We start from the raw sequence: 12,952 nt of genomic DNA on the forward strand, positions 1-12,952 counted from the left end.
AACTTAAAGTTGTTCGGGGATTGGTTTCTTAATGATCCGCACATCGGAAATTCCCTCCAGGGATTGGAGGTATTCAAAAATCTCCAGAATATGGCTTTCGTCCTCCAGGAAGATCAGGTATTCATAGCGGTTGTTCAACTCGGTGCGCTTCCTCAGTTCCAATTCGTCGAATGACTTGCTCCTGGCAATCAGATATGCCTTGACTTCCTGAATCAACTCATGATCAGAAGACTGGCAAATCACCTCAAACTTGTGACTCATCTTCCCCCCAGCAGGTGACCAGTATAAAAGTATGGCCGTAATGCAGAAAATGATGGTACCCGCAATGCCCACGGCATACCCATGTACACCGGATGCAATCCCAACGGAAAGCGCTGCAAAAATGAAAATAACATTTCTGGGATTTTGAATATTGGTGCGAAAACGAATAATGGCCACAGCCCCGATAATTCCAAACCCCACAGCAAGGTTATTACCCACAGCCATCATGATCATAGAAGTGACAAGTGCACTCAAAACCATCGCCTGAAAAAAGCTCTTGGAATAGAACTCATCACCATTGGTGAAACGATAAATATAGGCAATGGAAGTACTGAGTACCAGGGCGAGTAAGAGGGAAAAAACGGCCACCTCGAATGAAGGATAGTCATAATATTGATTGCCTTCAAGGAACTTGTCAAACATTTAATTTGGTAAAAATTTAATTTGAGTTAATAAAACGGTAATATAAGACAATATTGAAGTAATCTGAAAATGAGATTAAAGACCACATGAAAGGAACCTTTCTAACATGTCGCCCACCCTTGAGCTGCACTCCCATAAGTAAAAACCCAATGAAGATTTCCCGACTATTCCAAGTCATTGATGAGACCATAACGCCCATTTGATGCCCTGATTGTAACGAAAGAAAATAATCTTCTGGCGAGAGTAGTGAGGATGGGAAAATGAAACCAAGTTGATTTTAACCTGTTCCCTTTGGCAATGCTATTATTGAATGCCGGTCAGCTTCAGAATCTGCTTAGCAAACCGAGCAGTAGAGTCCTGTACGTTCTGTACACTTCTACCTTTCAGGGGATTGGCAATCACATGTTCTCCGGCATCAGGAAAGGCCACCACCATCTTTTGAGTCTCAGATGTAGCTGTCTGCAAGACAAACGACCAAATCGCATCTGTGGAGATGGTTCCATCCTGCTCCGCCTCGTTTTTATAATAATAACCCAGAAAATAAGGCTGAGTGATCTTCTCAAAGATTTCTGTGGTCATGGTTTGGTCCAGCAGCGACTGCAATGCGATAAGCCCTTCGGTTCGATACGTTCTTGTCCAATATTTTTGCCCGTCACCGCCCTCTTCCGGAGCGTTAGGGTTCCAGTAAGGGCCCACTACCTGCTGAATGATCTGCCTGCCCCAGGGGCCCGTCACGAGTTTAGCTGTTGGGTCTTTCAAGGCAATGTTTGGCGAATACATGATCAAAGCATCTATCAGCTCCTTATTTTCGCCAGCCAAATAGATAGCCAGAGTGCTACCGGTACTACATGACATCACAATGACGTCCTCTCCAATGAGCTGGCCAATGGCTATGGCTTCCTTTGCGTCTCTGATCAGGTCATTGGGCTGAAGGTCAGCAAAGGACTCTACGCTATTGCGCCCGTGACCCGCGAGCAAAGGGAGGTAAATGTTAAACCCAAATTGTCGTGCAAAATCTAAATGTGTTGGGTTGGACTCCATTGGGCTGGCGGAGAAGCCATGTAAATAGACCACACTGTATCTCGTTTTCCTGATACTGTCTGCCCATACAATTCTTGATGCATTATCTGCCTTCAGGTCGGGAATGTCCTGATCTTTCGCCTTCACATAGCGATTCAGACTATCCAGCGAGATATTCATCAGCTTGATATTTGGGCCTTCTAACTCATCAAACTGAGGCCTGGGACCAAGGAGATAGACGAGAAAAAGGGTCAGGGGAAGGATCAGGATTTTCAGCAAGCGTTTCATACCTCTGCGGGATTATCTACGCAAGATAAGTTACCTATCCCAATGTGAGTGTATCACCATCTCTTGTCACTGATATTCTGGAAAGCGGACGTGAAGCTGGCCCGTTGGTGACATTGCCTGAGGTGTCGAACCTGGAGCCATGGCAGCCACATAAGAATTCACCACTAAAGCTCCAGTCTGTAGAGCAGCCTTCGTGTGTACAAACACTGGAAAAGGCACTGATCGTGCCACCCACGTTCACAAGCAAGATCTTTTGGGTAGGATGCAGCACCCATCCTCCGGGAGACTTGAGGCTGGAAAACGGTGAGGTATTCAGATCGATGGTCGTTTTAGATGTATTGCCAGGCGTTGGTTCATCATCAGATGAGCAACTTTCGAGTGTCAAACCAAAACTAGCCAGAACGGTCACTAAACTGGCTTTCTTTATAAATGCCCTTTTATCCATGTCTAAATATAGTGAGTTGAATGCTTAGTTTTAGAACAAGTATGCCAAAAGAATCACCTTATCCTAGGCCTCAAATTCTATCCTAAGATTCGTGCTTCGCGAAAGATTAACGAATTCTTTTTACCGAACTCACATATTTGAGGGTAATACCTATTATTTTTGCGCTCTTTTAGACAACGCATGACAAATATTAGAAATATCGCCATCATCGCACACGTTGACCATGGCAAAACCACATTGGTAGACAAGATCATTTACGCAGCTCAGGCCAATGACGCGAAAAGATCTCAGGATAACAATGAACTAATCCTGGATTCCAATGACCTGGAAAGGGAACGTGGGATCACGATTCTTTCGAAAAACGTATCCATCAATTACAAAGGAACTAAAATCAACATTATTGACACTCCTGGTCACGCCGACTTTGGCGGTGAGGTAGAGCGTGTTTTGAGTATGGCTGATGGTGTGCTTTTGCTTGTCGATGCTTTTGAAGGAGCTATGCCACAAACTCGATTTGTATTGGGCAAAGCTTTAGGGCTGGGGCTGAAACCTATCGTGGTGGTGAACAAAGTGGATAAGGAAAACTGTCGTCCTGACGAGGTGCATGAGGAAGTATTTGACCTGATGTTCAACCTGGATGCTACAGAAGACCAGTTGGACTTCCCTACCCTTTATGGTTCTTCCAAACATGGCTGGATGAGTCATGACTGGAAAAACCCTACAGACAACCTGGAGCCATTACTGGATACTATCCTTAAAGAAATTCCTGCTCCGGAGCAAAAAGAAGGTGTATTGAGGATGAAAATCACTTCTCTTGATTTTTCTGCTTTCACAGGCCGAATTGCCATCGGAAGAATCCACCAGGGATCAATCAAAGTGGGACAAAGCTTAGGACTCACTAAGAGTGACGACACCATCAAAAGGGTAAGAATCAAAGAACTTCATGTATTTGAAGGACTGGGCAAGCGAAGCGTTGAAGAAGTTGGATGTGGAGATATTTGCGCTGTGACCGGTATTGAAAGCTTTGACATTGGAGATACCATCACGGATTTTGACAATCCAGAACCCCTGGAGCGTGTAGGTGTGGATGAGCCAACGATGAACATGCTCTTCACCATCAACAACTCTCCTTTCTTCGGGAAAGAAGGCAAGTTTGTGACCTCAAGGCACTTGAGAGACAGACTGATGAAAGAAATAGAGAAAAACCTGGCTTTGAGGGTAGAATCTACAGACAGTGAGGATAAATTCCTGGTGTATGGTAGAGGCGTACTTCACTTGTCAGTACTCATAGAAACCATGCGACGTGAAGGCTACGAGCTTCAGGTGGGTCAGCCTCAGGTAATCTATAAAGAAATAGACGGCCAGAAGCATGAGCCTATCGAGCATTTGGTAATAGATGTTCCGGAGGATGTTTCAGGTAAAGCCATCGAGTTGGTAACCAAGAGAAAAGGTGAATTAACCATCATGGAACCTAAAGGTGACATTCAACACCTTGAATTCAATATCCCTGCACGTGGTTTGATCGGACTGAGAAATCAGGTACTGACAGCTACTGCCGGAGAAGCTGTGATGACGCACAGGTTCAATGGATATGAGCCTTACAAAGGTGAAATCCCAGAGCGTTTGAATGGTTCACTCGTCTCTATGGAAACAGGCCCTGGTACTGCTTATGCGATTGATAAGTTGCAAGACAGAGGCATATTCTTTGTGGCTCCTGGTGACGAATTGTATGTGGGTCAGGTAATCGGAGAGCACTCACGTGCCAATGACCTGGCGGTGAATGTGCAGAAAGGAAAGCAGTTAACCAACATGAGAAAATCCGGTACGGATGCAAGTATGAAAATTGCTCCGCCGAAGAAATTCTCATTGGAAGAAGCTCTTGAATACATCAACAAAGATGAATATGTGGAAGTAACTCCTTTGTCTTTGAGAATGAGGAAGATCAACTTCAAGCCATAAGGCACTTCAAAAAGATTGATATAAAAACAAAAGGGCGTTCATTTGAACGCCCTTTTTATTTGCACCCCTCTGAGTGTCTATTTGTTCATGGCCATTGCCAGGGCTTTAAATATCTGTCCGTCAGAAATGGAACACCCTGCCTGGATCATCTCGAAAAGCTCCAGTTCTCTTGTCTTAGCATAGCGCTTTTCGGTGGAGTAGACCTTTACTCCCTTTGGTGGTTCTTGCGCAGCTGTCTTCAGGTACTTTTTCTCGGTAAAGTTCACCTCGGGGTTTTCACTCATCATTCCCACCAAAATGATCTTTTCTTCCAGGCATTGAAACGCTTTCAGGTCAGATTTTTCCCTGAATTCCAGAAACTTCACCTTCCTCATTACCCCTTCGAATACTACATCACTGAATAGGACTATGATGTCCTCGGCTTTCTCCTTTTCCTCTTCTTTGATCTTTACCCAATCGTCGGCAGTTATGCCATTCACAATCAGGTAATCAACAAACTCCTTCTCGAGCCCGGCCAGCTCATCTTTTGTAAGTGCTCTATACTTTGGATTTACAGGCATTATTTGGCAAAAATCTGGTTCATATCTTTGAATGCTTTAAACTCAAGCGCGTTTCCCGAAGGGTCTCTGAAAAACATGGTCGCCTGCTCTCCTACTTCACCCTGAAACCGAACATACGGCTCGATGATAAACACCACTCCCTTGGACTTTAGCCTGGCCGCCAGCTCTTCCCAGTCTTTCATTGCCAGAACCACACCAAAGTGGGGAACTGGCACATCATGACCATCCACCGGATTGTGGTGCACTTCCTGACTCACCCTTTTAGGTTGCAGATGAATTACAAACTGGTGCCCAAACAAATCAAAATCCACCCAGTGATCTGAACTGCGCCCTTCTGGACACCCAAGGGTATCCCGATAGAAGGCACGAGTCTCATTGAGGTCATCAACGGGTACTGCCAGGTGAAAAGGTGTGAGTGAGGCCATTGGTTTAATTTAGTTTGCAAAACTAACCCTCACCTTTCAAATGCCTAATTCTCAGCTTATATTTCTACCAGGTCGCTTATCACAAATGCGATGGGGATGGAACTGCTCATCGGTCTTACTCTTAAACCAACCTTACTATGCGCCACTTTGTATTGATACTTTTCATCCTGTCCACTCATCTGTCTTTTGGTCAAATGGACAGTTTGCGCACTTATTACCAACTGAGCATAGAAGCCTACAAAGCCGGTGAATACGGAGATTTCTTAAGGTATACTGTTCGGGCCAATGAGATCAGACCTAATCACCCTGCACTCGCTTACAATCTGGCCTCAGCATACGCAGTGAATAATCGCAAAGAAGAGGCCGTAAGTGCGTTGAGCACTTTCCTGAGAATGAATGCAAGCCTGGACTATCAGAAAGACTCTGATTTCGATTCGCTGCGGGGCTATGAACCTTACGAACAGCTGGTGGAACAAGTCGCCCAATCGACCAAAAAGATGACCAATGCGCAGGTGGCATTCAAACTGAGCCAAAAGGAGAATCATTATGAATCCATGACCTACGACGCGGGTTCCGAAACCTTTTTTCTCGGCACGATCAACACACGGAGAATCATGAAGTACAAGAGTGGTGCTGTAGAACAATTCCTGGGGGATGAGCCCCTACTCTACTCCATCATGGGGCTGGATATTGATCCTGAGTCGAACATGCTTTGGATATGCAGTGCAGCGCTCCCGGAAATGCAGGGTTACTCAGACACACTTCAAAACAGGTCGTCAGTCTTTGGCCTGGAACTCACCACTGGAAAAGTGAAATTCTCCTACCCGATACCGGAGGCTATCTTGGGAGACCTCATCAGCACGGGCAATGGCGCTGCCCTGGCTTCTGATGGATTGGGGAATAAACTGTACGAGCTGAGGCCTGATGGCTTTAGCGTCTTTGCTGACCTGAGTGGCACGCTGCTGAACCTTCAGGGCCTGTCAAAGTCTGAGAACCAACTTTACATTTCTGATTATTTGACTGGGCTCTATTCATTGAATCTGAAAACTAAATCATTGAAAAAACTCAGAGACAATGATCTCTACTCAGAGAAAGGGACAGACGGGCTTTTGTCCTATCAGGGGCACCTTATTGGTTTTCAGAATGGCACCCAACCCAAACGGGTTACTGGTGTCAGATTCGATGCGCACAAAGCCGTGCAAATGAAACTGATTGAGCAAAACAGTTCGCTCAAAGGTGAGCCCACTCAGGGAGTCATTTCAGGCAACACCCTCTATTACATAGCCACCAGCGCTTGGGATGCTTACGAAGACGGGAAATATCAACCCGACACTGCCGCAGATCTTGAGATCAGAACTCTGGATCTAGTCCAGTTCCTGATAGAGTAACTCATCATTCATAAAGTCATAGAGTGTAAGCCTTCTTAGGTCGAAATAAGCAGCCCAGAAGGACCTCAGTGCACCTATATAGCTCCTCCTGGCATTGTCCTTTTCAGTCAGTGCTATATTCAGGTTGGTGATGTCTATTTTACCAATCAGGTACCTGTTTTGCGCGACCTCATACCTTTCCTGAGCCACTTCATCAGACTTTTTAGTGATTTCCACCTGTAGTCTGATCACATCCATCCTACTCACAAGCGTGATGATCTCCTGCTCGAAGTTCTGAATCTCCTGATCCAGGGTATATTGAGTCAGTTCCTGATTGGCCAGGGCAGTTTGTACCCGCGACTTGCTCCTTCCCCAGTCGAGTATGGGCACGCTCAGGGTAAGATTTACTCGCTGTTGATCATTCGGACTATTGTAGGTTTGGGGCAGGTCTCCGGCAGCATTGTTCAACCCAAAGGAAGCCACCAGGTTGGATTGAAACCTTCGGGCTCTGGCACTGGCCACATCTCTATCAGCTTCAGCTCTCCTCCGCTCAAACTCGATATAATCCGCCCTGTTTCGTTTGGCATAGGCCAATGCTTTGTCCAAAGCAATAGAGAACTCAGGAAGCTCTTCAGGAAGCAACAACTCCAACTTGCTGGCGGTGGAGTCCTGTACGCCTATGTACCTTCTCAGGGCCAGTCGGGAGGTTTGCAGGTCCAGATTGGCCTGAGCCACATCCTGTTTGGAACGCAGCAACTGAAGCTCTACCTGGAGCAACTTGTCCTTGGAGGTCGTCCCAATGTTGTATCGCCCCTGCTCAATGTTGAATATGGTGTCATTATTCGCCAGGTTGAACTCAGCAATTTGCAGGTTGATCTGAGCATCCATGTAGTCAAAATAAAGGTTGGTGGATTGCAGCGAAATAAACTCCATCTCCTCTACATACGATCTTTTAGACTCCTCATATCTGAGCGGTTCGGTTCGTTTGTCCCATTTTAGCTGGTTGAAACCAAAGACCGGCTGCACCAACTGAATGTTGAACAAAGTAGTGTTATATATAGGATTGATCGTGGTTGAATTGGCGTTGAGGTCGTTAAACTGATTCAGGTTACTATTGATACTGATTTCTCCTCCTGTGGCCGCGATAGGCTGAATCAAACCCAAATTGAGACTGGACGAGAGCTGCTCACGACTTCTATAAGCAAACGTACCGTCATCCTGAGAAACCTGAAAAAAATCGCGGTTGTACCCTGGAAGATTTCCGGTCAGGTTCAGGGAAGGATTGTAGTCAGACTTAAAACTTCTGTATTGCCAGTAAAGATTCTTCTTTCTCGTTTCGGCAGCTTTGGCAGACGGAGATTGTTCTTTTGCCAGGTCAATCACATCCACGAGTGAAAGCTTGATTTGACCTGACGCAGTAAACGAAAGGCTAAAAATCAAGAGTAAAAAGGCTATTTTATTCATATCTAAGGGAGTCAATAGGGTTTTGAGAGGCTGCCCTTCTCGCCGGGGCAATTCCGAAAATAAGCCCCACAGCAGCAGCTACGCCGAAGGATAAAACAATAGATGAGAAGGTAATCACAGTAGGGATTTCCGCAAAAGCACTCACCATAATGGCGATACTCACACCGAGTATCACCCCGATAAGGCCACCCGAAACACTGATCATCATGGCCTCAAACAGGAACTGATTGATGATGTCGAACTTCTTGGCTCCAAGAGAGAGTCGCAGTCCAATTTCCTTGATCCGCTCCAGCACAGAAGCCAGCATAATATTCATAATGCCGATGCCCCCCACCAACAAGGATATCCCGGCAATAGCACCCAAAACATAGTTAAAAATATCATTGGTTCTTTGTTGCTGTTTGAGCAGAAGCTCGGGAATTTCAATCTCAAAATCCACCACACTATAGTGTTTTCGCTGAAGCATTCGGCTGATCACATCAGCGGTAGCGCCAATTTTGGCCGTCTCATCCACTTGCACCACCAGTCGGTCCAGTTGGTGATAGTTGGGATCCTGATTCTTCATCGCTTCCTCATCATCATCATTAAAGGAATTAGCCCTTCTAAGCATTTCGGTAGTGACCAACGCTCGGTTTTTATACCTGATGAGCATGGTTTGCAAAGGAACGTATACATCCATGTTGTAATCCCTGATACCCAGGTTGGAGATACTATTCTTACTAATCAGCCTTTCTTTGAGGATCCCAATCACTTTGAGCCAATTGTTTCCACACTTGATGTATTTGCCAATGGGGTCTTCTGTCGGAAAAAATTTGGCCTTGATGGATTTGCCAATAATACACACAGGTTCTCCACTGATGAGGTGATGCTCGGAAAACATGTCCCCTTTATCCAGCTCAAAATTGAAGATCTGAAAATAGGCTGGCTCTACCCCCACCAGTTTGGCTGTTCGCCTGAATCCATTGTTGATGATGTAAGTGTCCAGGGTGATTTCAGGACTGATCATGCTCACTCCCGGCACTACTTTCCGAATGGCTTCTGTATCCTTGGAGCTAAGTCCGGGTGAGAATTTCTGGGTTTGCCCTTTGTTGTCTTCATCCGTCAGCTTCTCCTCACTCTGAGGCACCACCGGTCTGATAACAATGTTATTTACACCTACCAGCTTGATCTGGTCAAGTATTTCCTGCTGAGCGCCATTGCCGATGGCCAGCATGGCAATCACTGCCGCCACTCCAAAGATGATCCCCAATCCGGTCAAAACGGACCTCATCCTGTTGGCCAATACCGCCTCAATGGCGATATATAGATTCATCAGTAACTTTTGATTCATCAGGCGTTGGGTTTCCTTTTTCTGCCTTGCTCTGGTTCAGGGGCTTTCACCGCAGGAGTTTCCTCGCTCTTCTTGCCCCGCTTACCGTTCAGTTCCGGGAGCAAAGAAACTTCTTCATCACCACCGTTGGGAATGGACAGGTAGAGTTGCTGACCTTCGGAAATGCCCATCAAGATCTGTGCAGAATTGGCATTGGTTTCACCCACCTGCACTTCTTGTTTGATATAACCCAACCCTTGTTTCAGATAGACATAGGTGATGCTATCTTCTTGATTGTGAAGGCACTCCAACGGAATGAAAATGGTCTCCGGAATTACATTGGTGAATATTTTATTACTGGTGGTCATCCCTGGACGAAGAGACTCGTCTATTTTGTCTATTTCTATCGTTACCTGAAAAACCTTGGCATCTGAGTTGGGTCGTTGCTCTCCTACATTGGCCACCCTCTTCACCAAACCCGTCAATCGCTTGTCAGGAAAAGCATCCAGCCCAATATCCACCTTCTGCCCCACAGCAATGCGCCTGATATCCACTTCATTCACATAAGTAATGGAATTCATGGAAGAGAGATCTGGCAAGGTCGCCACCACTGGATCCCAGGCACTAATCTGGCTTCCTTCTTTGATGGGCTTTCCGTCCCAACCCTTGCGGTAAATAAGCATCCCATCTTCGGGCGCAGTGATGATGAAGTTCTCCTGAAGGTCCATCATCCCTTGCAGCTCTAACCGTACCTTTTTTCTATTGGCGGCTACCTCCTGCATCTTGGCTACATTCTGTTGCCTTTTGATCTCGTAGTTTTCTTTAGCCTGCTCAAAGGCACGCTTGGCTTTATTTACCTCTATCTCAGCCTGTTTGATCGTGGCAGGTGGCTCAAACTGAGATTGCTCCAGCACTAACCGTTTTTCCTCTACCGCATATTCCAGATTGATTAGCTCATCACGCGATTCGCGCATTTGCAACGTGGTGTCCAGTTGGGTTTGTATGAACTGTGATTCTTTTTCCTCTACCTCAAGCTGCGTGTCTTTCACCCGTGTGGTGAGCTCAGAAGGATCCAGTCGGGCGATATATTGGCCCTTTTTCACATAAGTACCTTCGTCTATAATGTTTTGAATATTGACCTGATAAATCCGGTAATTTCTCAGACCAGAAGGCCCCATTATACTGGTAGAGTTCTTCGCTTCCAACTCACCGGTGGTGTTCACATCCACGATGAACTCACCAACAGATACCGGAACCATAATGTCGGAAGAAATCCCGGTACCGGAGCCCCGTAAAATAAAAAACAGAATAAGTAAAAAGAGGGATGCCCCTCCTACAATCAGAACCCTTTTATTCTTCAGCATGCAACTAGATTGGTTAGTGATTACAAAACTATACTTTTAGTTTCTCGCCAGGTTACCATTTACACTCGCAAAAAACCATCAGTAAAAAAAAATGTCTGTGTGGTATAACGGACAAACCCACTACCAAGTATACATCGAGATCCAAAAAAGGGGTTTATGGTGTCATATTAGTGTCTTTTGTTAGCTCTATTTTCACTTTGCAATCAAAAGAATCCCCAGGTTCGAGGGTGAGCAGGCCTTCCTGATTGTTAAAGGCATTCACATTGCAGGTCATCGGTTCGATGGCGATGGTTTCACCTCCATCGGGTGTGAATAGCTGCAGATAGCTCAGAGAATCTGAGGCCCTGAAGGAAACCCTGAGCGCATCAGGTCCTTTGAGGGAATAGGTCGTTTCTCCTTTTAGCTGATAAGCATTATCCAGTTTGTGTTTGTTCAATGCCAAAACCGGATTGGGAATGAGCTTTCGCTCTCCGGTAGGAATGGAAGTTCGCTGATCCAGCGCAATCTCCTCCAGATCACCAGAACTGAATACGTAATCATTTACTCCGATACCATCAATCTGAAAATATGGATGCCAGCCAATGCCGAAAGGTAAACGCTCCTGACCGGTGTTTTTCACTTGAAATTTCACACTGAAACCGGACAAATAGTATCGGTAAGTAACCTCAAATACAAATGGAAAAGGATAATATGGAAGTATACCGGAATACTCATGAGCCAGTGTAATGGATGCCTCCAGGTCTGATTCTCTCGTGTCTGTGACCTTAAATGGCGCATTAAAAAGCATACCATGCAGCTGATTATTCACTTCTACCTCATTAATCGGAAACTGGTAAGACCGACCTTCGAAATGGTATTGTCCGTCTTTGAGTCGGTTTGGAAACGGGAACAATATTGACTGTTTAAACCAGGCGTTGCTCTCAAGGTCCGTATCTGAGATTGGCCAAAGCACATCATGAAATTCCTGACCTGCATTCAATTTCATAGCTGTCAGCTTAGCTCCATACCACGGAGCTACCGTTAATAAAATTTTATCATCATGGATGATTTGAACGCGTTGTTTAGAGTCGTGGGAAGATTGGATAATTTTCATTTGAGTTGGTTAGTTCCTTTCGGATGGCTAAAATATATCCTCAAATAATTCTATATAGAGAACCAAGATATTATTTTTGATCCCAGTTAAAGAATATTCAATAACCTAAATCCATTATGAATAAGAAAGTGAACGTTGTGCTGCTAGTTGTGCTAAGTTTTGTGTTTACATATTGTAGCAATGCCAAAAAAGAAGCCGCATCCGAGAAAGCTGCGGAAAAAAAGCAAGAACTGGAGCAATTTGTAGAAGAGCAATTTGAATATCCTTTGCCTACCTCCTTTGAAGTAACAAAAATGCTTCAGGACGCCAATGCCTCATATAATAGTGAGATCACCAATGATGCCGGAAGCGTGGACAAATATGTGGCTGAGTGGCAGAAAGCACTCAACCTGGGTGTCTACGGTGCAGATCTCAGCTATGCCAGTACTTTCGATAAGCAGCAGGAGTCTGTAGCCTTCCTGAATGCATCCAGAAGATTGATCGAAGAGTTGAATGTGTCAACAGCTTTCAATAAAAGCCTTGCCGATCGTATTGAGGATAACCTTGAAAATAAAGATTCTCTGATCATGATCATCACTGAATCATTCTATCAGACGTATAACTACCTCAACAAAAGCGGAGATGAAAAAACTTCTCTTCTGGTAGTGGCCGGAAGTGTAATAGAAGGGCTCTACATCACTGCTCAATTGATTGAAGCCAGTGACTACAACGCAAGTCTGATGAATGTACTGGCTGCTCAGAAAGACCAGGTGGGTGACCTCACTACTCTTATGGAAGCACACGCCAGCGATGAAAACGTAAACAAGGTGTTGCCGTTTCTCAGATACGTAAACTTGTTTTACGATCAGATTGGTGAAGGTGAAGAAATCAGCAAAGGCCAGTTTGATGATGTATCTGCCAGTATCTCTGAAATGAGAGCAAAGATTGTAGGTTAATCACCTTAGTAAATAGACTCTGAAGCCGTCTCAGGTATG

12 protein-coding genes are annotated in these 12,952 nt (G+C 45.2%); 3 read left to right on the plus strand and 9 right to left on the minus strand.

Annotated features, from left to right (window positions below; translation table 11 throughout):
* Nucleotides 1-3: 3 nt before the first annotated feature.
* The 3 genes from ACHKAR_RS02500 to ACHKAR_RS02510 all read right to left on the minus strand — a co-directional run bounded on the left by ACHKAR_RS02500 (nucleotide 4) and on the right by ACHKAR_RS02510 (nucleotide 2,437).
* Entirely contained in the window at nucleotides 4-684 is a 681-nt protein-coding gene (locus ACHKAR_RS02500) for a DUF4956 domain-containing protein (protein WP_395416033.1), read from the minus strand.
* A 303-nt stretch (nucleotides 685-987) separates the two neighbouring features.
* The gene (locus tag ACHKAR_RS02505; RefSeq protein WP_395416034.1) at nucleotides 988-1,992 is read right to left on the minus strand and encodes an alpha/beta hydrolase; all 1,005 of its coding nucleotides are present in this window, start codon (nucleotides 1,990-1,992) and stop codon (nucleotides 988-990) included.
* Between the two features lie 34 nt (nucleotides 1,993-2,026).
* Nucleotides 2,027-2,437, minus strand: coding sequence for a QcrA and Rieske domain-containing protein (locus ACHKAR_RS02510; protein ID WP_395416035.1), 411 nt, complete (start codon nucleotides 2,435-2,437; stop codon nucleotides 2,027-2,029).
* 180 nt (nucleotides 2,438-2,617) lie between these two features.
* Between ACHKAR_RS02510 and typA the strand changes: the two genes are divergently transcribed.
* The gene (typA, locus tag ACHKAR_RS02515; RefSeq protein ID WP_395416036.1) at nucleotides 2,618-4,396 is read left to right on the plus strand and encodes a translational GTPase TypA; all 1,779 of its coding nucleotides are present in this window, start codon (nucleotides 2,618-2,620) and stop codon (nucleotides 4,394-4,396) included.
* Between the two features lie 77 nt (nucleotides 4,397-4,473).
* On the opposite strand, the gene ACHKAR_RS02520 is transcribed toward typA, so the two are convergent.
* Together ACHKAR_RS02520 and ACHKAR_RS02525 are read right to left on the minus strand one after the other, a co-directional pair.
* Nucleotides 4,474-4,956 (minus strand): DUF6495 family protein, encoded by a 483-nt coding sequence (locus ACHKAR_RS02520; protein WP_395416037.1) that lies wholly within the window; start codon nucleotides 4,954-4,956, stop codon nucleotides 4,474-4,476.
* Nucleotides 4,956-5,381, minus strand: a complete 426-nt coding sequence (locus ACHKAR_RS02525; RefSeq protein WP_395416038.1) for a VOC family protein — start codon at nucleotides 5,379-5,381, stop codon at nucleotides 4,956-4,958. Before ACHKAR_RS02525 ends, ACHKAR_RS02520 begins: the two co-directional genes overlap by 1 nt.
* A 137-nt stretch (nucleotides 5,382-5,518) precedes the next feature.
* Here ACHKAR_RS02525 and ACHKAR_RS02530 point away from each other — a divergent pair, with 137 nt between their 5' ends.
* A complete protein-coding gene (locus ACHKAR_RS02530; protein WP_395416039.1) occupies nucleotides 5,519-6,769 on the plus strand; it encodes a tetratricopeptide repeat protein in 1,251 nt (416 codons plus the stop codon).
* Here ACHKAR_RS02530 and ACHKAR_RS02535 read toward each other — a convergent pair.
* The 4 genes from ACHKAR_RS02535 to ACHKAR_RS02550 form a co-directional block, all read right to left on the minus strand.
* The gene (locus tag ACHKAR_RS02535) at nucleotides 6,746-8,212 is read right to left on the minus strand and encodes a TolC family protein (RefSeq protein WP_159579967.1); all 1,467 of its coding nucleotides are present in this window, start codon (nucleotides 8,210-8,212) and stop codon (nucleotides 6,746-6,748) included. The genes ACHKAR_RS02530 and ACHKAR_RS02535 overlap by 24 nt on opposite strands.
* A complete protein-coding gene (locus ACHKAR_RS02540) occupies nucleotides 8,205-9,542 on the minus strand; it encodes an ABC transporter permease (RefSeq protein ID WP_159579969.1) in 1,338 nt (445 codons plus the stop codon). The genes ACHKAR_RS02535 and ACHKAR_RS02540 overlap by 8 nt, the downstream gene beginning before the upstream one ends.
* The gene (locus ACHKAR_RS02545) at nucleotides 9,542-10,885 is read right to left on the minus strand and encodes an efflux RND transporter periplasmic adaptor subunit (protein ID WP_159579971.1); all 1,344 of its coding nucleotides are present in this window, start codon (nucleotides 10,883-10,885) and stop codon (nucleotides 9,542-9,544) included. The genes ACHKAR_RS02540 and ACHKAR_RS02545 overlap by 1 nt, the downstream gene beginning before the upstream one ends.
* A 154-nt stretch (nucleotides 10,886-11,039) precedes the next feature.
* Complete coding sequence (locus ACHKAR_RS02550; RefSeq protein ID WP_395416040.1) at nucleotides 11,040-11,978, minus strand: aldose 1-epimerase; 939 nt, start codon at nucleotides 11,976-11,978, stop codon at nucleotides 11,040-11,042.
* Nucleotides 11,979-12,094: 116 nt separating this feature from the next.
* Here ACHKAR_RS02550 and ACHKAR_RS02555 point away from each other — a divergent pair, with 116 nt between their 5' ends.
* On the plus strand, nucleotides 12,095-12,913 hold the full coding sequence (locus ACHKAR_RS02555; RefSeq protein WP_395416041.1) for a hypothetical protein: 819 nt from the start codon (nucleotides 12,095-12,097) through the stop codon (nucleotides 12,911-12,913).
* The last annotated feature ends 39 nt before the right edge of the window (nucleotides 12,914-12,952 follow it).

This window comes from Marinoscillum luteum (assembly GCF_044005705.1).
In the GTDB taxonomy this organism is placed as follows: domain Bacteria; phylum Bacteroidota; class Bacteroidia; order Cytophagales; family Cyclobacteriaceae; genus Marinoscillum; species Marinoscillum luteum.

Excerpts from the sequence above, each read along its gene's own strand:
- ACHKAR_RS02530 (WP_395416039.1), top strand. The coding sequence starts at position 5,519 with ATGCGCCACTTTGTATTGATACTTTTCATCCTGTCCACTCATCTGTCT.
- ACHKAR_RS02505 (WP_395416034.1), bottom strand. The coding sequence starts at position 1,992 with ATGAAACGCTTGCTGAAAATCCTGATCCTTCCCCTGACCCTTTTTCTC.
- ACHKAR_RS02525 (WP_395416038.1), bottom strand. The coding sequence starts at position 5,381 with ATGGCCTCACTCACACCTTTTCACCTGGCAGTACCCGTTGATGACCTC.
- ACHKAR_RS02540 (WP_159579969.1), bottom strand. The coding sequence starts at position 9,542 with ATGAATCAAAAGTTACTGATGAATCTATATATCGCCATTGAGGCGGTA.
- ACHKAR_RS02500 (WP_395416033.1), bottom strand. The coding sequence starts at position 684 with ATGTTTGACAAGTTCCTTGAAGGCAATCAATATTATGACTATCCTTCA.
- ACHKAR_RS02550 (WP_395416040.1), bottom strand. The coding sequence starts at position 11,978 with ATGAAAATTATCCAATCTTCCCACGACTCTAAACAACGCGTTCAAATC.
- ACHKAR_RS02510 (WP_395416035.1), bottom strand. The coding sequence starts at position 2,437 with ATGGATAAAAGGGCATTTATAAAGAAAGCCAGTTTAGTGACCGTTCTG.
- ACHKAR_RS02555 (WP_395416041.1), top strand. The coding sequence starts at position 12,095 with ATGAATAAGAAAGTGAACGTTGTGCTGCTAGTTGTGCTAAGTTTTGTG.
- ACHKAR_RS02545 (WP_159579971.1), bottom strand. The coding sequence starts at position 10,885 with ATGCTGAAGAATAAAAGGGTTCTGATTGTAGGAGGGGCATCCCTCTTT.
- ACHKAR_RS02535 (WP_159579967.1), bottom strand. The coding sequence starts at position 8,212 with ATGAATAAAATAGCCTTTTTACTCTTGATTTTTAGCCTTTCGTTTACT.
- typA (WP_395416036.1), top strand. The coding sequence starts at position 2,618 with ATGACAAATATTAGAAATATCGCCATCATCGCACACGTTGACCATGGC.
- ACHKAR_RS02520 (WP_395416037.1), bottom strand. The coding sequence starts at position 4,956 with ATGCCTGTAAATCCAAAGTATAGAGCACTTACAAAAGATGAGCTGGCC.